14 protein-coding genes are annotated in these 19,571 nt (G+C 64.6%); 9 read left to right on the forward strand and 5 right to left on the reverse strand.

All coding sequences use genetic code 11. The features are described 5' to 3' along the window. Nucleotides 1-20: 20 nt before the first annotated feature. Complete coding sequence (locus AC2A1N_RS06095; protein ID WP_180868184.1) at nucleotides 21-1,631, reverse strand: transglycosylase SLT domain-containing protein; 1,611 nt, start codon at nucleotides 1,629-1,631, stop codon at nucleotides 21-23. Between the two features lie 122 nt (nucleotides 1,632-1,753). Here AC2A1N_RS06095 and AC2A1N_RS06100 point away from each other — a divergent pair, with 122 nt between their 5' ends. Both AC2A1N_RS06100 and greB read left to right on the forward strand, forming a co-directional pair. After that, entirely contained in the window at nucleotides 1,754-3,259 is a 1,506-nt protein-coding gene (locus AC2A1N_RS06100) for a helicase HerA-like domain-containing protein (RefSeq protein ID WP_484371769.1), read from the forward strand. 90 nt (nucleotides 3,260-3,349) lie between these two features. Beyond that, entirely contained in the window at nucleotides 3,350-3,856 is a 507-nt protein-coding gene (gene greB, locus AC2A1N_RS06105; protein ID WP_005418006.1) for a transcription elongation factor GreB, read from the forward strand. 86 nt (nucleotides 3,857-3,942) lie between these two features. Here the strand turns inward: greB and AC2A1N_RS06110 are convergent, their stop codons facing one another. Both AC2A1N_RS06110 and rimO read right to left on the reverse strand, forming a co-directional pair. Continuing rightward, nucleotides 3,943-4,767, reverse strand: a complete 825-nt coding sequence (locus AC2A1N_RS06110; RefSeq protein ID WP_134968069.1) for a DUF3025 domain-containing protein — start codon at nucleotides 4,765-4,767, stop codon at nucleotides 3,943-3,945. After that, nucleotides 4,764-6,125, reverse strand: a complete 1,362-nt coding sequence (rimO, locus tag AC2A1N_RS06115) for a 30S ribosomal protein S12 methylthiotransferase RimO (RefSeq protein WP_134968068.1) — start codon at nucleotides 6,123-6,125, stop codon at nucleotides 4,764-4,766. The genes AC2A1N_RS06110 and rimO overlap by 4 nt, the downstream gene beginning before the upstream one ends. Nucleotides 6,126-6,330: 205 nt before the next feature. On the opposite strand from rimO, the gene AC2A1N_RS06120 reads away from it, so the two are divergent. Genes AC2A1N_RS06120 through AC2A1N_RS06130 form a run of 3 tightly spaced genes read left to right on the forward strand, consistent with a single transcriptional unit; the run spans nucleotide 6,331 to nucleotide 7,604 of the window. Continuing rightward, a complete protein-coding gene (locus tag AC2A1N_RS06120; protein WP_484371772.1) occupies nucleotides 6,331-7,002 on the forward strand; it encodes a dienelactone hydrolase family protein in 672 nt (223 codons plus the stop codon). Continuing rightward, complete coding sequence (locus AC2A1N_RS06125) at nucleotides 6,999-7,421, forward strand: HIT domain-containing protein (RefSeq protein WP_005418010.1); 423 nt, start codon at nucleotides 6,999-7,001, stop codon at nucleotides 7,419-7,421. Before AC2A1N_RS06120 ends, AC2A1N_RS06125 begins: the two co-directional genes overlap by 4 nt. Before the next feature lie 15 nt (nucleotides 7,422-7,436). Further along, nucleotides 7,437-7,604, forward strand: a complete 168-nt coding sequence (locus tag AC2A1N_RS06130; protein ID WP_005418011.1) for a LiaI-LiaF-like domain-containing protein — start codon at nucleotides 7,437-7,439, stop codon at nucleotides 7,602-7,604. A 106-nt stretch (nucleotides 7,605-7,710) separates the two neighbouring features. Here AC2A1N_RS06130 and dcd read toward each other — a convergent pair whose 3' ends face one another. Together dcd and apbC are read right to left on the reverse strand one after the other, a co-directional pair. Further along, nucleotides 7,711-8,283, reverse strand: coding sequence for a dCTP deaminase (gene dcd, locus AC2A1N_RS06135; protein ID WP_005418012.1), 573 nt, complete (start codon nucleotides 8,281-8,283; stop codon nucleotides 7,711-7,713). A 78-nt stretch (nucleotides 8,284-8,361) separates the two neighbouring features. After that, nucleotides 8,362-9,216, reverse strand: coding sequence for an iron-sulfur cluster carrier protein ApbC (gene apbC, locus AC2A1N_RS06140; RefSeq protein WP_484371774.1), 855 nt, complete (start codon nucleotides 9,214-9,216; stop codon nucleotides 8,362-8,364). Nucleotides 9,217-9,430: 214 nt separating this feature from the next. Between apbC and AC2A1N_RS06145 the strand changes: the two genes are divergently transcribed. The 4 genes from AC2A1N_RS06145 (at nucleotide 9,431) to AC2A1N_RS06160 (ending at nucleotide 19,464) form a co-directional block, all read left to right on the forward strand. Then, on the forward strand, nucleotides 9,431-12,220 hold the full coding sequence (locus AC2A1N_RS06145) for a TonB-dependent receptor plug domain-containing protein (protein WP_484371776.1): 2,790 nt from the start codon (nucleotides 9,431-9,433) through the stop codon (nucleotides 12,218-12,220). A gap of 415 nt (nucleotides 12,221-12,635) precedes the next feature. Next, nucleotides 12,636-15,443: a TonB-dependent receptor domain-containing protein gene (locus tag AC2A1N_RS06150; protein WP_069139596.1), complete on the forward strand. Its 2,808-nt coding sequence runs from the start codon at nucleotides 12,636-12,638 to the stop codon at nucleotides 15,441-15,443. A gap of 505 nt (nucleotides 15,444-15,948) precedes the next feature. Next, nucleotides 15,949-16,359, forward strand: coding sequence for a hypothetical protein (locus tag AC2A1N_RS06155; RefSeq protein ID WP_229298473.1), 411 nt, complete (start codon nucleotides 15,949-15,951; stop codon nucleotides 16,357-16,359). Between the two features lie 120 nt (nucleotides 16,360-16,479). Further along, on the forward strand, nucleotides 16,480-19,464 hold the full coding sequence (locus AC2A1N_RS06160; RefSeq protein ID WP_134968066.1) for a TonB-dependent receptor domain-containing protein: 2,985 nt from the start codon (nucleotides 16,480-16,482) through the stop codon (nucleotides 19,462-19,464). Nucleotides 19,465-19,571: the final 107 nt, after the last annotated feature.

Here is a 19,571-nt window from a genome sequence, read left to right on the forward strand (position 1 = left end):
AATTCCAGTGGTCTTGGGAATTACTTGTCGCAGCCCTGCAGCTTCAGCGTCTGGCCCTGGCGCAGGCTGTAGGCCGGAGCCTTCAGGCCGTTGGCGCGGGCCAGGGTCGGCAGGTCGCACTGGAACTTGGCGGCGATGGCGCCCAGGGTCTCCCCCCGGCCCACCTTGTGGCTGCGCGCCGGCTTCGGCCGGGCGGCCGGCGCCGGGCGCGGTGCCGCCACTGCAGCCACCGGTGCGGTCGGCACGCTGGTGGATGCAGCCGCGTCGGCCACCGGCACCACGCCGCCCACCGCCACGCTAGCGGTATAGCTCGACGCGGCCGGGCGCTTGATCGCCGCGTTGAGATCAGCGGTGATCAGCGTGCGGGCGAGGTCGGCACGCGGACCACTGACACAATTTCGCTGATACAGGCCGGCGATGCGGGTGGTGGCGTTGATCAGCGTACCGGCCGGAATCCAGCCATCGGCCTCATAGCGCGGGTTGAGGTTGCGCAACGCACGCATGTAGCCATCGCGGGTACCGTGGCTGCCCAGGCAGATGGTCAATTCATAGATGGTGGTGGACTTGGCCAGCCGCAGCGTGGCCGGCTGCGCGCTGATCTTCGGGAACTCCACGCCGTACTGCTGCGGGTGCAGGAAGATCCAGGCCGCGGCGATCACCATCGGCACGTAGTCCTTGGTCTCGCCCGGGAACTGGTTGTAGACGCTGTCGGTCCAGAAGCTCTGCCCACCGCTCTGCTTGAACACGCGCGCAGCACGGCCTTCGCCACCGTTATAGGCGGCCACCGACATTTCCACGTTGTTGTTCAGTTCGCGCAGGCGCTCGTTGAGGTAGCTGGCGCTGGCCTCGGCGGCGCTGCGCGCGTCGAAGCGGGTATCGAAGCCGGTGCCGTCCGGGCCCAGGCCGAAACGGCGGCCAGTGGCTGGCATGAACTGCATCAGGCCGGCGGCGCCGGCGCGCGAGGAAGCATGCACACGGCCATTGGATTCCTTGGCCATGATCCCGAACAGCAGCGCCTCGGGCAGGCCGCGCTTTTCCCACTCCGGCCACATCACCGCGCGCAGGTTCTGGTAATTCTCGTAGCTGGTCAGCAGCGCCGGGCGCATGTCGGTCAGCCAGCGGCGGATGCCGGCCTGCACCGCCGGGTTGTACTCGACCATCGTGTCGAAGGCGTGCCGCTTGTCGTTCAGCAGCGCGGCAGCGCGCGCGGCCTCGGGCACGTCGGCGGTGAGCGGCCCGATGTGGTCCGGGTCGGCTTCCAGGCGGTCACCGCCCTCGTCGGCCACGTCATCGCTGGCGGCGGCATCGGCGTCGTGCTTGAGCAGCCGCTTGTAGCTGGCCAGCAGGGTCCCCATCTGGCAGCCCTTCTGCTTCACGCAGTCGTTGAGGACATCTTCCATGTCCTCCAGCGCGGCATCAGCCTCGTTGCTGCCCTTGGGATCGGCGTTGGCGACCAGCAGCAGGGCATCGCCGTAGCGCTTTTCGGCGGCGGTCATGCGCTGCTGCAGCGCATCCACCTTCACCTTGTCCCGGGCCGAAACCCGCTGTGCGTGGGCGTCGGGCGCCAGGGAAACCAGGCCGGCCAGGGCCAGCAGCGGCCAACCGCGGGAAATCAGGACAGGAACGGGCATTGATGGCACTGTGTGCAAAACAGGCAGGCAGAGTAGCGGCGCCGCCAAGGTCCGGGCAAGCCGACCTTCGGACCGTCACTGCCGGCGGTTAACATTGGGCTATTCATCACAAGGGCTGGACAATGGATCCGATTCTGCTCGGCAAAGGCATTACCGACGATATTGCCGTCACCCTGCTGCCGAAACTCGGCAACCGCCACGGTCTGGTGGCCGGCGCCACCGGTACCGGCAAGACCGTGACCCTGATGACCCTGGCCGAGGGCTTCTCGCGGCTGGGCGTGCCGGTGTTCCTGGCTGACGTGAAGGGCGATGTGTCCGGCCTGGCCGTGCCCGGCACCGGTGCCGAGAACCTGCTCAAGCGCGCGGCCGAGATCGGCGTGGCCGACCATGCGCCGGCCGCCAGCCCGACCATCTTCTGGGACCTGTACGGCAAGCTCGGCCACCCGGTACGCACCACCGTCAGTGAGATGGGCCCGACCCTGCTGTCGCGCATCCTCGAATTGAACGACACCCAGGCCGGGGTACTCGACATCGTATTCAAGCTGGCCGACGACCGCGGCCTGCTGCTGCTGGACATGGACGACCTGCGCGCCCTGCTCGGCCTGGTCGCCGAGGAGCGCAAGGACATCTCCACCGAGTATGGCCTGGTCAGCGCGCAGTCGATCGCCGCGATCCAGCGTTCGGTGCTGCGCCTGGCGCAGGACGGTGGCGAGAACTTCTTCGGCGAACCGGCGCTTGAACTGGCGGACATCATGCGGGTCAACCACGACGGCCGCGGCATGATCGGCATCCTCGCCGCCGACCAGCTGGTGCTCAAGCCCAAGCTCTATTCCACCTTCCTGCTGTGGCTGCTTTCGGAACTGTTCGAGCAGCTGCCGGAAGTGGGCGACCTGGACAAGCCGAAGCTGGTCTTCATCTTCGACGAGGCCCACCTGCTGTTCGATGATGCACCGCCGTCGCTGGTGCAGCGCATCGAGCAGGTGGTGCGCCTGATCCGTTCCAAGGGCGTGGGCGTTTACTTCTGCTCGCAGTTCCCCGACGACGTGCCGGGCAACATTCTCGGCCAGCTGGGCAATCGCGTTCAGCACGCGCTGCGCGCGTTCACCCCGCGCGACCAGAAGGCGGTGAAGACCGCCGCCGAGACGTTCGTGCCGAACCCCAAGCTGGACGTGGCCAAGGTATTGAGCCAGCTCGGCACCGGTGAGGCCCTGGTCTCCACGCTGCAGGACAAGGGCGTACCGATGCCGGTGCAGCAGACGATGATCGCGCCGCCGCGCTGCCGGATGGGACCGATCACCGAGGCCGAGCGCGCCCAGGTGCGTGCCGGCAGCCCGGTCGGCACCCGCTACGACACCGCGATCAACCGCGAATCGGCCGCCGAACTGCTGGCCCAGCGCGCGCAGAAGACGGTCGAGCAGGCGCAGGCTCCCGCCGCCCGCAGCCGCGAGCAGGACGAAGCGCAGGAAGGCGGTTTCGGCCAGGCGATCAAGGATGCGATCTTCGGCACCAAGCGCCGCCAGGGCATGATCGAGACCATGGCCAAGCAGACCACGCGTACCGTCGGCACCAAGCTGGGCAACCAGATCGTGCGCGGCATCCTCGGTGGCATCTTCGGCGGCAAGCGCTGACCTGCCACTACTGGGATCGGAGCCCTTTCCGCTGGAAAGGGCTCCGATCCCACTTCCCCATCGCTTCCCCTCGAAAAGAAGTCGTATTGCATGTCGCGTTGGCGTCCCCCCGCAGAAAAAAGCACGGCCCTGATCACCGCTTCCGGGCATGCGCGACTGAAGGCCGAACTGGATGAGCTATGGCGCGTGCGCCGTCCGGAGGTGGTGAAAGCACTCGCCGCCGCTGCCGCAGAAGGCGACCGTTCCGAGAACGCCGAGTACACCTACCGCAAGAAGCAACTGGGCGAGATCGACCGCCGCGTGCGCTACCTGACCAAGCGGCTGGAATCGCTGCGCGTGGTCGACACCACGCCGACCGACCCGTTGGCGGTGTTCTTCGGCGCATGGGTGGAACTGGAGAACGTGGACAGCGGCGACACCAGCCGCTACCGCATTGTCGGGCCGGATGAGACCGATGCGGGCCTGGGCTGGATCAGCATCGATTCCCCCCTGGCGCGTGCGCTGCTGAAAAAGCGGCTGGATGATGAGTTCTCGGTGGAGCTGCCTGGTGGGCAGTTCACCTTTGCGGTGATCGGGGTGGAGTACGAGCCTGTGTAGCGTCGAGCCATGCTCGACCTCGCCGCCGTTGTAGAGCCGAGCCCATGCTCGGCTGATGGGCAACGCAGCCGAGCATGGGCTCGGCTCTACAACGGTGGCGGGTACGTACGCCCTGCACGCAGCGGGCGGAAATAGTCGGCATTGCGATAGAAGGCGGAATCCTGGACGTCGTGCCAGCCTGGGATTCCAGCCAACGGCAGCGGACGCAGCTGCAGCGGATCGGTCACCGCCCTGCCCTCGGCAATGGCAGCGCTCACCACGTCGACACAGGCAGCATCGGCATCGCCCTGCACCACCACGCACTTGCCGACCAGCAATCGCCCCGGCAGCAGTGCCTGTTCCATCAGCGCATGCCCGAATACCACAGTGATGGCGATGTCACCGCTCTGCCAGTTCACCGGGTCAAACAACGCGGGCCAGTCGTGTGCATCCCAGGCAGCCAGCAGTGAGTCATCGCGCACACGCACGATCACGCCGGTTTCGTCGAACTGGGTCAAGGCGGCCTGCGCGCGGTTGCGCTGGCCGGGTGGCATCGCCTCGATATGCAGGCACTGCCGCACGTTGAGCGCTCGCTTCAGCTGCGGCTGTGAGGCCCACACCAGCGCATTGAACAGGTCGTGCCAGTTGCCGGCACGGGTGGCGATGCGTCCCTGCGCGATACGCTCCTCGTAATGCAAGCCATCGGCCAGCAGCGCGGCGTCCTGTTCAACCAGGCGCTTGCCAGGCACGGCCAGGCGTGCATCGAGCGCCGCGATGGACGGCCATGCGGTGCCGTCCAGCAGGTCACGGAAGTCCTGAAGCCCGGCAAACAGCGGGTGCTCGAACCGCCGTGCAGCTACCGCCGCACGTGGCGGCGGTACGAAGCGCCGTGAACCGCCGCCGTTGCCGGTGGCGGCCGTCGCTGCGATCACAGCACCTTGAGGTCGAACGCCGGACGGGGGGCGGCCGCCAGCGCGTCACCGTACAGGTCATGCTCGTCGCTCTCGGTGATCTCCACGTCGACGAATTCGCCCACGCGCAGCGGCACCTGGTCGGCATTCTGGATGTGCACCAGGCCGTCGATCTCCGGGGCATCGGCCTTGGAGCGGGCCACGGCGATGTCGCCTTCGATGGCGTCGACCAGGCACTGCTGCACGGTGCCGATCTTGGCTTCCAGGCGCGCGGCGGAAATCTGCGCCTGCTTCTCCATGAAACGGGCCAGGCGTTCCTGCTTCACCTCTTCCGGCACGGCGTCAGGCAGGTCGTTGGCGGTGGCACCCTCGACCGGCGAGTAAGCGAACGCACCGACGCGATCCAGCTGCGCTTCGTCAAGGAACGACAGCAGTTCCTCGAACTCGGCTTCGGTTTCGCCCGGGAAGCCGACGATGAAGGTCGAACGCACAGTGATGTCCGGCGCGATACGGCGCCAGTTCTGCACGCGCTCCAGGGTCTTCTCCACCGCGCCGGGGCGCTTCATCAGGCGCAGGATGCGCGGGCTGGCGTGCTGGAACGGGATATCCAGGTACGGCAGGATGCGGTTCTCGGCCATCAGCGGCACCACTTCGTCCACGTGCGGATACGGGTAGACGTAGTGCATGCGCACCCACGCATCCAGCTCCGACAGGCCTTCGCACAGCGCCTTCAAACGGGTCTGGTAGGCCTTGTCGCGCCACATCTTTTCTGCGTACTTCACGTCCACGCCGTAGGCCGAGGTGTCCTGCGAAACCACCAGCAGCTCGCGCACGCCGCCACGCACCAGGCGCTCGGCTTCACGCAGCACCTCGTCGACCGGGCGCGAAACCAGCTTGCCGCGCATCGACGGAATGATGCAGAAGCTGCATTTGTGGTTGCAGCCCTCGGAAATCTTCAGGTACGCGTAGTGCCGCGGGGTCAGCTTGATACCGTAGTCGGGCACCAGGTCCACGAACGGATCGTGCTTGGGCGGCAGTGCTTCATGCACCGCTTCCATCACGCTCTGGTAATCCTGCGGGCCGGACACCGCCAGCACGTTGGGGTACGCCTCGCGGATCTGCTCCGGGCGCTTGCCCAGGCAACCGGTGACGATCACCTTGCCGTTCTGGTTCATCGCCTCGCCGATCGCGTCCAGCGACTCGGTCACCGCAGAATCGATGAAGCCACAGGTGTTGACCACCACCACGTCGGCCGAATCGTAGGACGGGACGATGTCGTAGCCTTCCGAGCGGAGCTGGGTGAGGATGCGCTCGGAATCGACGAGGGCCTTCGGGCAGCCAAGGCTGACGAAGCCGACTTTGGGGTTCAGCTGGGACATGGAAATCGCGGGACTCTGGGGGCCTGGGCCCCTGCCGCCATGGCAGGGGTTCCTGGGGGCCGGGGCCTGAAAGGGCGCCAGTATACCGGGGTTGGCGGCCGCGCTCTGAATGCCCAGCCGACCGATCCGGCACAGCCACTGACGCCGCGCTAACCGGCGCAGCACCGACAATGCAGTTCTGTTTCCAGCAACGAGGAAGATGACGATGGCCGAGTGGATCACCCTGGATACGCATCACGGCCCGGTACGGGCCTGGCAGGCCCTGCCGGAAGGCACCGCGCGTGGCGGCCTGGTGGTGGTGCAGGAAATCTTCGGCGCCAATCCGCATATCCGCAGCGTGGCCGAGCGCTTCGCGGCGGAAGGCTATGCGGTGCTGGCGCCCTCGTTCTTCGACCTGCTCGATGGCCCCGACGCCGATCCGGACGCGCTGCCCTACGACGCCGACGGCGTGAAACAGGGCCTGGAACGGGTGGCAGCGCTGGGCATGGAGAAGGCACTGGAAGTGGTACGTGCGGCGGCCACCCGGCTGGCCCCTCACGGCAAGGTGGGCACCGTCGGCTACTGCTGGGGTGGCACGGTGGCGATGCTGTCCGCAGTGCGCCTGGGGCTGCCGTCGGTCAGCTACTACGGCGCCCGCAACGTCCAGTTCCTCGATGAGACACCCAAGGCACCGGTGATCTTCCACTTCGGCGCCCAGGACCGCAGCATCCCACCGGAAGCCGTGCAGGCCCACCGCGAGAAGCTGCCGCAGATGACCACCTACGTCTATCCGGCCGATCATGCCTTCAACCGGGAGGTCGGACATGCGTATGATCCAGACAGCGCCGCCTTGGCGCTGCAACGCACCCTGGACTTCTTCTCGGAGCATCTTGGATGAGCGAATTCGAACTCGATTCACGCCTGGCCGCCGATAGCGTGCTGGTGGCGGAAGGACCGTTGTCGCAAGTGCGGCTGATGAACGACGAACGATTCCCCTGGCTGGTGCTGGTACCGCGCCTGGCCGGGGTCACCGAGTGGATCGAGCTGGACGGCGAGCAGCAGGACAAGCTCCGCACCGAGCTCAACCGCGCCTGCAAGGCCCTGAAGGGCTCCGACGGGGTGGAAAAGATCAACATCGGGGCGCTGGGCAATATCGTGCGCCAGCTGCATTTCCATGTGATCGGCCGCCATGACGGTGATCCGGCCTGGCCGGGCCCGGTCTGGGGCAGCGGCCCGGCGCACCGCTACGAGCCGGCGGCGCTGGACCAGCATGTCGCCTACTGGAAGGAACGGCTAGGATATCCGGCCCTGTCCTGAGCCTTCGCCGACCCGATGCGATTCAACCTCGTTGCCGCCGTCCTGCTGATCCTGATCGGCCTGTTCATGCTCGCCAGCAATCTCGGCTGGACGCACCTGAACCTGTCCAAGCTGCTGCTGACCTGGTGGCCGGTGGCCCTGGTGGGTGTCGGCATCGCGATGCTGTTCGGTCGCGGCAAATAAGGAAGGCGGCGCATTGCGCCGCCTTCCTTCATGTGGAGCCGGGCCATGCTCGGCTGCCCTGCATTGAAGCCGAGCATGGCTCGGCTCTACAAATCGCCTGCAATCTTCAGGTCCGCGGCAGGGTCACGCCGGTCTGGCCCTGGTACTTGCCGCCACGGTCGCGGTACGACGTCTCGCAGATGTCGTCGGCGGCCGCCTGGAAGAACAGCATCTGCGCCACGCCTTCGTTGGCGTAGATGCGCGCCGGCAGCGGTGTGGTGTTGCTGAATTCCAGGGTGACGTGGCCTTCCCATTCCGGCTCCAGCGGCGTCACATTGACGATGATGCCGCAGCGCGCGTAGGTGCTCTTGCCCAGGCACACCACCAGGGTATCGCGCGGGATGCGGAAGTACTCCACGGTACGCGCCAGCGCGAAGCTGTTCGGCGGGATGATGCACTCATCGCCGACGATATCCACGAAGCTGCCCGGATCGAAATGCTTGGGATCGACGATCGTCGAGTTGATGTTGGTGAACACCTTGAATTCGCGCGAGCAGCGCACGTCATAGCCATAGCTGGACGTGCCGTAGCTGACGATGCGCTGGCCGTTGGCCTGCTTGACCTGCCCGGCCTCGAACGGCTCGATCATGCCGTGCTGCTCGGACATGCGGCGGATCCAACGGTCACTCTTGATGCTCATGCTTTGTCCTGGGGGTACGAGGGGGCGCGAGGATTCTAGCAGGGGGCCGGCCTGCGCCGGCGGCCCCTGCCCCGGCACTTACAGCAGCGAGGACAGGATCGGGATCGAGGCCCGCGGGCGCTTGCCGACTTCCTCGATCAGGCGCTGCGCGGCATGGCGATAGGCCTGGGCCGGTGCCGAATCCGGCTGGGCCACGGTGATCGGCGTGCCTGCATCGCCCTGCTCGCGGATGCCGATCTGCAGCGGCAGCGACCCCAGCAGCGGCACGCCGTACTGCGTGGCCATGCGCTCGCCGCCACCCTCGCCGAACAGGTGCTCGATGTGCCCGCAGCTGCTGCACGTGTGCACCGCCATGTTCTCGACGATGCCCAGCACCGGCACCTCGACCTTCTCGAACATCTTCAGCGCCTTCTTCGCATCCAGCGTGGCGATGTCCTGCGGCGTGGTGACGATCACCGCACCGGCCAGCGGAATCTTCTGGGTCAGGGTCAGCTGGATGTCACCCGTGCCCGGCGGCAGGTCGATCAGCAGGAAATCCAGGTCGTCCCACAGGGTATCGTTGAACAGCTGGGTCATCGCCGAGGTGGCCATCGGGCCGCGCCAGATCATCGGGGTGTCTTCTTCGATCAGGTAGCCGATCGACATGGTGTCCACGCCGAACGCACGCAGAGGCTCGATGCTCTTGTTGTCCGGGCTTTCCGGGCGGCCGGACAGCCCCAGCATGGCCGGCACGCTGGGGCCGTAGATGTCGGCGTCGAGCACGCCCACCCGCGCACCGAGCTGCTGCAGCGCCACGGCCAGGTTCACCGAGGTGGTGGACTTGCCGACGCCGCCCTTGCCCGAACCGACCGCGATGACATTGCGGATGCGGGCATGCGGCGTAAGTCCCTTCTGGACCTGGCTGGCATGGGGACGGCGGGGAGAACTGTTCACAACGAGCACCGGCGGAGTCAGGGGGATAACCCAGCATCATACAAGCTGGACGTAACCTGACTGAAATTCAGGATTGCGACGGATTCGTGCACAGATTGTTAAGTTCATGTTACGTTCGATCAGCACTGTTTTGAGCTGCGGAGCCCGCTGTTGCGGCCCGCGCGATGGCGCATGCGCAGTGCCGTTTTTGTTTTTTGCTCTCCATTGGAACTACATGAAACACGTCAGCAATACCGCACGTCGCAACACGCTCGCCGTCGCCCTGCTTTCCGCTCTGATGGCCGCCTCCCCGGCAATGGCCCAGGACAAGGCGACCAACCTGGACAAGATCACCGTCACCGGTTCGCTGATCCCGCAGACCCAGGTCGAAACCCAGACCCCGGTGATGTCCATCACCGCCGAAGACATCCAGACCCGCGGCTTCAGCAGTGTTGCTGAAGTGCTGCAGCAGTCATCGCTGACGACCGGCGGCCTGCAGGGCGGCCAGACCTCGGGTGCGTTCACCCAGGGCGCCGAAGCCGCCGGCATGTTCGGCCTGAATCCGGGCTACACCAAGTACCTGATCAACGGCCGCCCGATGCTCTCGTATCCGGCGCTGTACAACGGCAGCGAGTCGTTCAACAACATCAGCGGCATCCCGATCGACATCGTCGAGCGCATCGAAGTCCTGCCGGGCGGCCAGTCGTCGCTGTACGGCTCGGACGCGATCGCCGGCGTGGTCAACATCATCCTGAAGGAACGCATGGACGGCGGCACGATGTCGATCCGTGGCGGTACCTACACCGAAGGTGGTGGCGGCAACATCCGCTTCAGCGCCGCCAAGGGCTTCAACGCGTTCGACGACCGCTTCCACGCGCTGGTCAACGTGCAGATCGAGAACGGCAGCCCGATCTGGGGCTACCAGCGTGACATCACCAAGCAGAACAACCCGGTCGGTTACACCGCGCAGCTGCCGTCGAACGACTTTGCCGTCATCGGCAACGCCGACAACAAGCTGTACATGATGGACCCGACCCGCTGCGCCAACGTGGCAGGCCTGTACGACGGCACCACCACCGTCGGCAAGCGTGCATCGGGCGAATCGTGCGGCTCGGTGTACAGCGCCGGCTACAAGACCCTGAAGAACGGCAAGAACAGCGGCCAGTTCTACTCGTCGATGACCTTCGACGTGAACGACAACTTCCAGCTGTTCGCCGACGTGCTGTACAGCAAGGAAAAGACCGAGTTCACCTCCGGCTCCAGCGCCCTGTGGTGGGGCACCAAGTCGGTGATGGGCGGCTTCTACGACCAGGGCCTGGGCAAGGTCGTGAACCTGCAGCGCGCCTTCGCGCCGGAAGAAATCGGCCCGGGCCACTACAACAACATCCTGAACTCCGATGAGAGCCGTTCCTACCAGGTCACCCTGGGCGGCAAGGGCATGGTCGGCGACTGGGACTACAGCGCCAGCTTCACCCGCGGCGAATACCGTCTGGACCAGAACCGCTTCGCGCGCTGGAAGGACAAGATCGAAGGCTTCTTCGGCGACACCGTGCTGGGCCCGCGCCTGGGCACCACTGCTGATGGCTTCGGCATCTACAACCCGAACTACACCGCCTTCTACTCGCCGATCACCCCGGACCAGTTCGCCAGCTTCACCGGCTATGGCACCCACCGCAGCAAGACCTGGCAGAACCTGGGTCGCGTGCAGGTGACCAACGGTTCGCTGTTCTCCCTGCCGGGTGGCGACGCCGGCCTGGCCGTCGTGCTGGAAGGCGGCAGCGAGGGTTGGGATTACTCGCCCGACCAGGCCTTCGTCGATGGCAACGCGTGGGGCGCCAGCGCCGTGGCCGGTGCCGGCCACCGCAGCAACTACGCGGTGACCAGCGAACTGCGCATGCCGGTATTCGAGTCGCTGACCATCAGCGCCTCGGGCCGCTATGACGCCTTCAAGATCGCCGACAAGACCGTCGACAAGGCCACCTACAGCATCGGCCTGGAATACCGTCCGGTGGAAAGCCTGCTGCTGCGCGGCAAGTACGGCACCGCGTTCCGCGCGCCGACCCTGTCCGATGCCTTCCAGGGCATGAGCGGCTCGTTCGCCTCCGGCCAGAACGACTACTATCGCTGCAGCCAGATGGGTTACGCGCTGCGTGACGAAGCCTGCTCGTTCTACAAGACCACCTCGGTGTACAGCGAAAAGTCCGGCAACCCGGACCTGAAGCCGATCACCGCCGACGTGTGGAGCGCAGGCGTGGTGTGGGCCCCGGTGAGCAACTTCTCGCTGTCGGTCGACTACTACAACTGGAAGATCAAGAACGAGGTCAAGACCCTGAGCACCGACCAGCTGCTGCTGGCCGAGTACCAGTGCCGCAACGGCCTGCCGAACAACACCTCGGCCAGCTGCCAGAACGTGACCGACTGGGTGACCCGCGACGCCGGTGGCAACCTGACCCGCGTGTACACCCCGAAGCTCAACGTGGCCAGCCAGAACCTGGAAGCGGTGACCGTCGGTGCCAAGTACCAGCAGGACCTGGGCCGCTTCGGTTCGCTGATGTTCTCCGGCAACTACACCAACATGCTCAAGCGTGAAGTGGTGGCCCTGCCGGGTGCGCAGAAGCTGGACCTGCTGAGCGATCCGTACAACATGTGGTACTACGACAACTTCGCCAAGGTACGCGGCGACGTGTCGGTGGGCTGGGCCATCTCCAAGTTCACCACCACCGTGTACGCCAACTACGTCGGCAGCACCCCGAACTACCTGGCCTACACCGGCCGCAGCTACGACTACGTCCACTCCTCCGGCGCCAAGGCCGGCAAGTGGGGCTCGTACACCACGTACAACATGAGCCTGAACTACCAGGCACAGGACGATCTGACCCTGTCGCTGATGGTCAACAACGTGTTCAACAAGCTGCCGGAAGGCCAGCGCTACAACTACCCGGGCAACGAATCGACCCCGTTCAACGACGGCTTCTACAGCGTCTACGGCCGTCAGATCTCGGCCCAGGTCAAGTACGACTTCTGATCCCGTCGTATTCCGGACCGCGTGTCTGGACCAGGCCCCGCTTCGGCGGGGCCTTTTTTTTGCACCACTGCGCCCCGCCCCCTGTCCGGCCTGTAGCAGAAAGTGTGATCCACAACGCACAAACATCCGGGTTCCCGGCAGCGCTGATCCAAGGCAACGCATTGATCTACAAGGCATATCCGCCATGCCGACATACTCCCTTGCACGCCGCAAACTTTTGAAACATGCCAAAACAAGTCGCCTTATCCATTGATTCTGAAGCGTTTTTTCATCTCCCAACGGCACCTTGATGTGACAGCCCTGTGTTGGCAGCGTTAACGACGTGTTACGGTCGACCTGAATGGAGTCACACTGAACGAATTGTTAATGCGCAGGGAATGCGCCGCCAAGACATTGCTCACTACGGGGATCCACCATGTCTCGCCAACGTTCCACGCTCTCGCGCCACCCTCTGACCCTCGCCCTGCTCGGCACCCTCCTGGCCTCCGGCACCGCCCTGGCCCAGGACGGCAATGCGCCGACCCAGCTTGATCGTGTGACCGTCACCGGGTCGCTGATTCCGCAGACCGAGATCGAGAACCACACGCCCGTCCTGACCGTCACCGCCGAGGATATCCAGACCCGCGGTTTCACCAGCGTCGCCGATGTCCTGCAGCAGTCCTCGCTGTCCACGGGCGGCCTGCAGGGTGGCCAGACCTCCGCATCCTTCACCCAGGGCGCCGAAGCGGCGGGCATGTTCGGCCTCAGCCCGGGCTATACCAAGTACCTGATCAACGGCCGCCCGATGCTCTCGTATCCGGCGCTGTACAACGGCGGCGATACCTTCAACAACATCAGCGGCATCCCGATCGACATCGTCGAGCGCATCGAGATCCTGCCGGGTGGCCAGTCGTCGCTGTACGGCTCGGACGCGATCGCCGGCGTGGTCAACATCATCCTCAAGGAGCGCATGGATGGCGGCGTGCTCAATGTGCGCGGCGGTGCCTACAGCGAAGGAGGCGGCAACAGCTTCCGCTTCAGCGGCGCACGCGGTTTCAACTCCAAGGATGACCGCTTCCATGCACTGGTCAACGTGCAGTATGAGAAGACCAGCCCGATCTGGGGTTACCAGCGCGACCTGACCAAGGTCAACAACCCCGACGGTTACAGCCCGCAGTACGTCTCCAACGATTTCCTGGTGCTGCTGCCGGCCGCCAACAACCGCTACGCGATGATGGACCCGAACCGGTGCGCCAACGTGGCGGGCCAGTTCGACGGCACCACCGTGCTCGGTACCCGTCCGACCGGCCAGGCCTGCGGCTCTGTCTACGGCACCGGGTACAAGACCATCAAGAACGGCAAGGAAAGCGGGCAGATCTACAGCTCGGCCACCTTCGACGTGAATGACAATTTCCAGCTGTTCGGCGACGCGCTGTACAGCCTGGAGGAGGTCAAGTACGCCACCGGTTCCGGCTACACCTGGTGGGGCACCTCCTCGGGCTGGGGCCGCTTCTACGACCAGGCCAGCGGCCAGTACATGAACCTGCAGCGCGTGTTCGCGCCGGAGGACATCGGCGGCGGCGGTTACCGCGACATCATGAACACCGACCGCAACAAGGCCTACCAGGTCACCCTCGGCGGCCGCGGCACCGCAGGCAACTGGGACTACAGCCTCAGCTTCACCCGTGGCGAGTACAAGCTGACCGAGCGCAATTTCGTGCGCTGGAACGACCCGATCAACGACTACTTCGAGCAGCGTGTGCTGGGCCCGGTGCTGGGTACCACCAGCACCGGCTACAACATCTACAGCCCGAACTGGGAAGCGTTCTACGCACCGCTGCCCGCTGGTGACTTCCAGAGCTTCACCGGCTACAGCTACAGCGAAAGCCGCACCTGGCAGAACCTGGCCCGCGCCCAGGTCACCAATGGCTCGCTGTTCAAGCTGCCGGGTGGCGATGCTGGCTTCGCCGTGGTTCTGGAAGGCGGCAGTGAAGGCTGGGATTACACGCCCGACCCGGGCCTGATGGATGGCAGCGTGTGGGGGACCACCGCCGTATCCGGTGCCGGCCATCGCAGCAACTATGCGGTGACCACCGAACTGCGCATGCCGCTGCTGGAAACGCTGACCGTCACCGGCTCCGGCCGCTATGACGCCTTCAAGATCGGCAGCAACACCGTGGACAAGGCCACCTACAGCGTCGGCATCGAGTTCCGCCCGATCGAAAGCCTGTTGTTCCGCGGCAAGTACGGTACGGCGTTCCGCGCACCGACCCTGTCCGATGCCTTCCAGGGTCGCAGCGGTTACTACGCCAACGGTTCCACCGACTACTACCGCTGCGGCCAGCTGGGCTACGACCCGGCCAACACCACCGGCTGCCCGTACGACAGCGTCTCGGTGTTCGGCACCCGCTCGGGCAACCCCGACCTGGAGCCGATCACCGCTGACGTCTGGAATGCAGGCGTCGTGTGGGCACCGATCAACAACCTGTCGCTGTCGGTCGACTACTACAACTGGAAGATCAAGAACGAGGTCGATACGCTCAGCTCCGACCAGCTGCTGCTGGCCGAGTACTACTGCCGCAACGGCCAGTCCAACAACACCTCGGCCAGCTGCCAGAACGTCAATGACTGGATCACCCGTGATGCATCGGGCGTGCTCGACGAGATCTACACGCCGAAGATGAACGTCGCCCGCCAGAACCTGGAAGCACTGACCGCCAGCTTCAAGTACGTGCAGGACATCGGTCGCTTCGGTTCGCTGCAGTTCTCGGCCAACTACACCGACATGCTCAAGCGCAAGCTGCAGCCGCAGCCGGGTGACGAGTTCCTGGACCTGCTGCACGACCCGTATGCGATGTGGGTGTATGACTCGTACGCCAAGGTACGCGCGGACGGCTCGATCGGCTGGGCCAAGGACAACTGGACCACCACCCTGTATGCCAACTACATCGGCAAGACGCCGAACTACATGGCTTACGTGGGCAACGGCTATGACTACGTCCACAGCTCCGGCTACAAGGCAGGCAAGTGGGGTTCCTACACCACCTACAACCTGAGCGTGAACTACCGCGCGATGGAAAACCTGACCCTGTCGCTGATGGTCAACAACGTGTTCAACAAGATGCCGGACAATCAGCGCTACAGCTTCGCCGGCACCAGCGGCCAGCCGTACAACAACTACCTGTACAACGCCTACGGGCGCGCGATCTACGTGCAGGCCAAGTACGCGTTCGGCGTGAAGTAATCCCGCAACCGCAGTAACGGAAAAGCCCCGCCATGGCGGGGCTTTTTCGTGTCCGGCCTGAGCGGATGGAAGAACAGGCCCTGGTGGAACAGGGCCTGCCCATTCCCGGCCCCAGCGGAGCTGGCACTTGGGCTCATCGAACGCATCCACGCCCTCCACGAACGGCACAAGCACGTTTGCCGCCTGATCACAATTCTTCGGCATGTAGCCGTAGAAACCGAGTGCAACTTGGCCGAATCGGCCCATACCCCGGTTGTAGAAACCTATCGATCTCGGCCGACTGCTACAACTGCAAGATCGAGAACGGAGTTGATGCAGCCAGCATAGACCCGCTGCTGCTGGCCGAGTACTACTGCCGCAACGACTTGCCGAAGAGCTCCTCGGCCACCCATCAGGACGTGGCCGACTGGGTCGTACGCGATTCGGCCAGCAACCTGAGCTCGCTGTGCCCCCCCGAAGATGAGCCTGCCAGAACCTGCAGGCCCTTGCCGTCGGCTTCACGTACTTGCAAGACATCGGCCGCTTCGGTTCGCTGCAGTTCTCGGACAACTACACCAACATGCTGAAGCATGAAGTGCAGGTGCAGCCGGGCGAGGACTTCCAGGACCTGCTGGGCAACCCGACGTCGATTTGGAATTACGAAAGCTACGCAAAGGCACGTTCCGACACATCGACGACCTGGTCGCCAAGCGGGGGGATCGCCACGCTGCAGGCCAACTACGGCAGCTTCCTCCGCCCCTCTGATGAACACCGCTCCTGGACGGATGATGAAACGCCTATTTGCGCAAAGTGGCCCATCCCACCACGTTCAGCTTCGCGTCATCAAGTTGTGGCCGGCAGATCACAATTGATATTAAACGATTGTATTTGTTGCACTTTCAGCCAACTTCGAAGTGCACCCAGTACCATTTTGTGACATTTGTATGCATTTCTCGTTAAGGCCGTGTTAGGTTCCATGAACGACGCCCGTTATATGAACTTAGGTGTAACGAACGGACGGAACAGCACGCTTCAATTCATTAGGGGACCCATAACGATGACGTACAACCGCCCACCTGGCCGTCACCCGCTCAGCAGCGCCCTGCTCGTCGGTCTGCTCGCCGTGGCCGCAGCACCTGCCTTCGCGCAGGAAGCCTCCTCCAATCCGATCGACCTCGATCGCGTCAGTGTGACCGGCTCGCGCATTGCGCGTACGGGCTTTGTGACCCCCTCGCCGGTCACGGCCATCACCGCCGAGGAGATTCGTGCCACCGGTGCGAACAACATCGGCGATCTGATGACGCGCCTGCCAGCGCTGACACCGACCTACACGCTGGGCAACTCGACCCGCTTCATCGGCACCGCCGGCGTGGGTCTGATGGACCTGCGTGGCATGGGCACCTCGCGCACTCTGGTGCTGGTCAATGGCCGCCGCCACGTCGGCGCGACCTCGGGCTCCTCGGCCGTGGACGTCAACACCATCCCGGTGGAATGGATCGAGCGCGTGGAAGTGATCACCGGTGGTGCCTCGGCCGTGTACGGCGCCGACGCCGTGGCTGGCGTGGTCAACTTCATCATGAAGAAATCCTTCGACGGCGCCGAAGTGCGCGGTCAGACCGGCATGGCCAGCGAAGGCGGCTTCAACCGCTCCTTCATCAGCGCCTCGGCCGGCACCGACTTCGCTGGTGGCCGCGGCAACGCCGCCGTCGCCCTTGAGTACAGCAAGCAGGACCGCTTCGTCCGCACCGACCGCGCCATCGGCAACGAGTTCCTGGTGTCGGTGCGCAACCCGAACTACGACAGCAGCAAGCCGTCCAGCGAAAGCAACCCGGAAACCGTGCTGGCAGGCCCGGGCGGCAATCACTCGATCTCCTTCGGCGGTACCTTCAACATCGGCACCTTCAACCCGAACAATCCGGCTACCTGGGGCAACCGCTACCAGTTCAACCCGGATGGCACCTTCCGCAAGCAGCGCTACGACGGCACCGTGGTCAGCGCAACCAGTTGCGTGAACTGTGATTTCGCCGACCTGAACTCGGTTGCCGACCTGCAGCCGAAGTTCGACCGCAAGAGTATCAACACGGTCGTCAACTTCGACCTGACCGACAACCATCGCCTGTACTTCGAAGGCAAGTACACCGAAACCGAGTCGGACTTCCTGGCACAGCCGTCGTTCGACCAGACCTTGCGCATCCAGCGTGATAACGCTTACGTGTCGCCGCAATTGCGTGCACTGATGACCAGCGCCGGCCTGAGCCAGCTAACCCTGAGCCGCTTCAACGTCGACGCCGGCCAGCGTGGTGAGCACGTGGAGCGCAACACCCAGCGCTTTGTGCTGGGCATGGAAGGCAACCTGACCGAGAACTGGACCTACGACGTTTACGGCAACTGGGGCCAGAGCGAAGTCAAGCGCTGGAACCTCAACAACCGTATCAACGAGCGTTGGCAGGCTGGCCTGGATACCGTGGTCAACCCGGCCACTGGCCAGATCGTCTGCCGCACCACGCTGAACCCGAACGCGACCAACCCCAACAACGGCAACCGCGTGTACTCGCAGTTCGCCCGCGAAGGCTGCGTGCCGTTCTCGGTATTCGGCAACGGCGCGGTGACCCAAGCCGCACGTGACTGGATGAACGTCAATTCGTTCAACTACTCGCGCCTGCAGCAGTCGGTGTTCAGCGCGTCGCTGGCCAACGGCTCGCTCTTCAGCCTGCCGGCCGGTGATGTCGGCGTGGCCGGTGGTGTGGAATACCGCCGCGAAAAGAGCCGCGAGATCACCGATCCGCTGGCCGCGCAGGGCCTCACCTTCCTCAACGCCATTCCCAACCGCATGGGCAAGTACGACGTGCGCGAGGCCTTCGTTGAAACCACAGTGCCGCTACTGGCTGACATCCCGGGCATCTACAACCTGACCCTGGACGCCGCAGGCCGCTGGTCGGACTACAGCAGCATCGGCAAGACCACCACCTGGAAGGTGGGCCTGGACTGGACCATCATCCCGTCGCTGCGTGCCCGCGGCACCCTGTCGCAAGCGGTGCGCGCACCGAGCATCGGTGAGCTGTACAACCCGCAGAGCGAAAACTTCGCCACGGTCAACGACCCCTGCAACTACCTGGCCACCAACCCGAACCGCCCGAACACCGCGGCGGACCCGGCACTGCGCCAGGCCAACTGCTCGGCGCTGGGCGTGCCGGTCGGCTGGGTCGACACCTACACTGCCACCCGCCCGGGCGTCAGCGGCGGCAATCCGGACCTGAAGCCGGAACGCGCACGCAGCTTCACCTATGGCCTGGTCTGGCAGCCTGATTTCCTGCAGGGCTTCGGCATGTCCGTCGACTACTGGTGGATCAGTCTGAAGGACGCCATTGGTGCGGTGACCGCGCAGACCAATGCAACCCGTTGCGTGGATTCGCCGGGGGGGATCAACAACAGCTTCTGCGGCTTCATCGAACGCGCACCGGTGGGCGGCAAGACCGATGCTGGCGGCCGCACCTTCCCGGAATACTCGATCAGCCGCTGGGTTGCGCTGAACGAAAACCTCGCCCGCTCGCGTCGCGTCGGCGTCGATCTGGAAATGGACTACCGCTTCAAGCTGGCCGAGGGTGACACCGTCATCCGCCTGGTGGGCACCCGTCTGCTGCAGTCGCGCGAGTGGGCCTTCCAGGCCTTCCCGAACGAGTACGACGAGAACGTCACCTGGGTGACCGATCCGCGCTGGCGTGGCCAGTTGCAGACCAAGTACTCGCTGGGCCAGTGGCGCGCGTCGTGGGACATGACCTACGTCGGCCCGAACCTGCGTGTGCAGCCGAAGAGCTACCAGGCCAACCCGGGACAGACCAGCCCGATCCGCAACGGCTCGTACACGTACCACAACTTCCAGTTCGGCTACCGCTTCCCGGGTGACAAGATCGACGTCTACATGGGCATCGACAATGCCTTCGACAAGGATCCGCCGGTGAACTACTTCGGCTCTGACGTCGGTTCGGCGATGTACGACAACATCGGCCGTTACATGTACATGGGCGCCACCTACAAGTTCTGATCCATCCAGAACCGCAACACCCGACAGACCCGGCTTTTGCCGGGTCTGCCTTTTCCGGGCCCGGCAAAAGCCCTTGCGCCCGACCATGACCTTCGACACCCTTGCAG

It is taken from the genome of Stenotrophomonas maltophilia group sp. SKK55 (assembly GCF_057179845.1).

Bases quoted from the DNA above. Each gene is read 5' to 3' on its own strand.
- AC2A1N_RS06095 (WP_180868184.1), bottom strand. From the start codon at position 1,631: ATGCCCGTTCCTGTCCTGATTTCCCGCGGTTGGCCGCTGCTGGCCCTG.
- AC2A1N_RS06100 (WP_484371769.1), top strand. From the start codon at position 1,754: ATGGATCCGATTCTGCTCGGCAAAGGCATTACCGACGATATTGCCGTC.
- greB (WP_005418006.1), top strand. From the start codon at position 3,350: ATGTCGCGTTGGCGTCCCCCCGCAGAAAAAAGCACGGCCCTGATCACC.
- rimO (WP_134968068.1), bottom strand. From the start codon at position 6,125: ATGTCCCAGCTGAACCCCAAAGTCGGCTTCGTCAGCCTTGGCTGCCCG.
- AC2A1N_RS06120 (WP_484371772.1), top strand. From the start codon at position 6,331: ATGGCCGAGTGGATCACCCTGGATACGCATCACGGCCCGGTACGGGCC.
- AC2A1N_RS06125 (WP_005418010.1), top strand. From the start codon at position 6,999: ATGAGCGAATTCGAACTCGATTCACGCCTGGCCGCCGATAGCGTGCTG.
- AC2A1N_RS06130 (WP_005418011.1), top strand. From the start codon at position 7,437: ATGCGATTCAACCTCGTTGCCGCCGTCCTGCTGATCCTGATCGGCCTG.
- dcd (WP_005418012.1), bottom strand. From the start codon at position 8,283: ATGAGCATCAAGAGTGACCGTTGGATCCGCCGCATGTCCGAGCAGCAC.
- AC2A1N_RS06145 (WP_484371776.1), top strand. From the start codon at position 9,431: ATGAAACACGTCAGCAATACCGCACGTCGCAACACGCTCGCCGTCGCC.
- AC2A1N_RS06150 (WP_069139596.1), top strand. From the start codon at position 12,636: ATGTCTCGCCAACGTTCCACGCTCTCGCGCCACCCTCTGACCCTCGCC.
- AC2A1N_RS06160 (WP_134968066.1), top strand. From the start codon at position 16,480: ATGACGTACAACCGCCCACCTGGCCGTCACCCGCTCAGCAGCGCCCTG.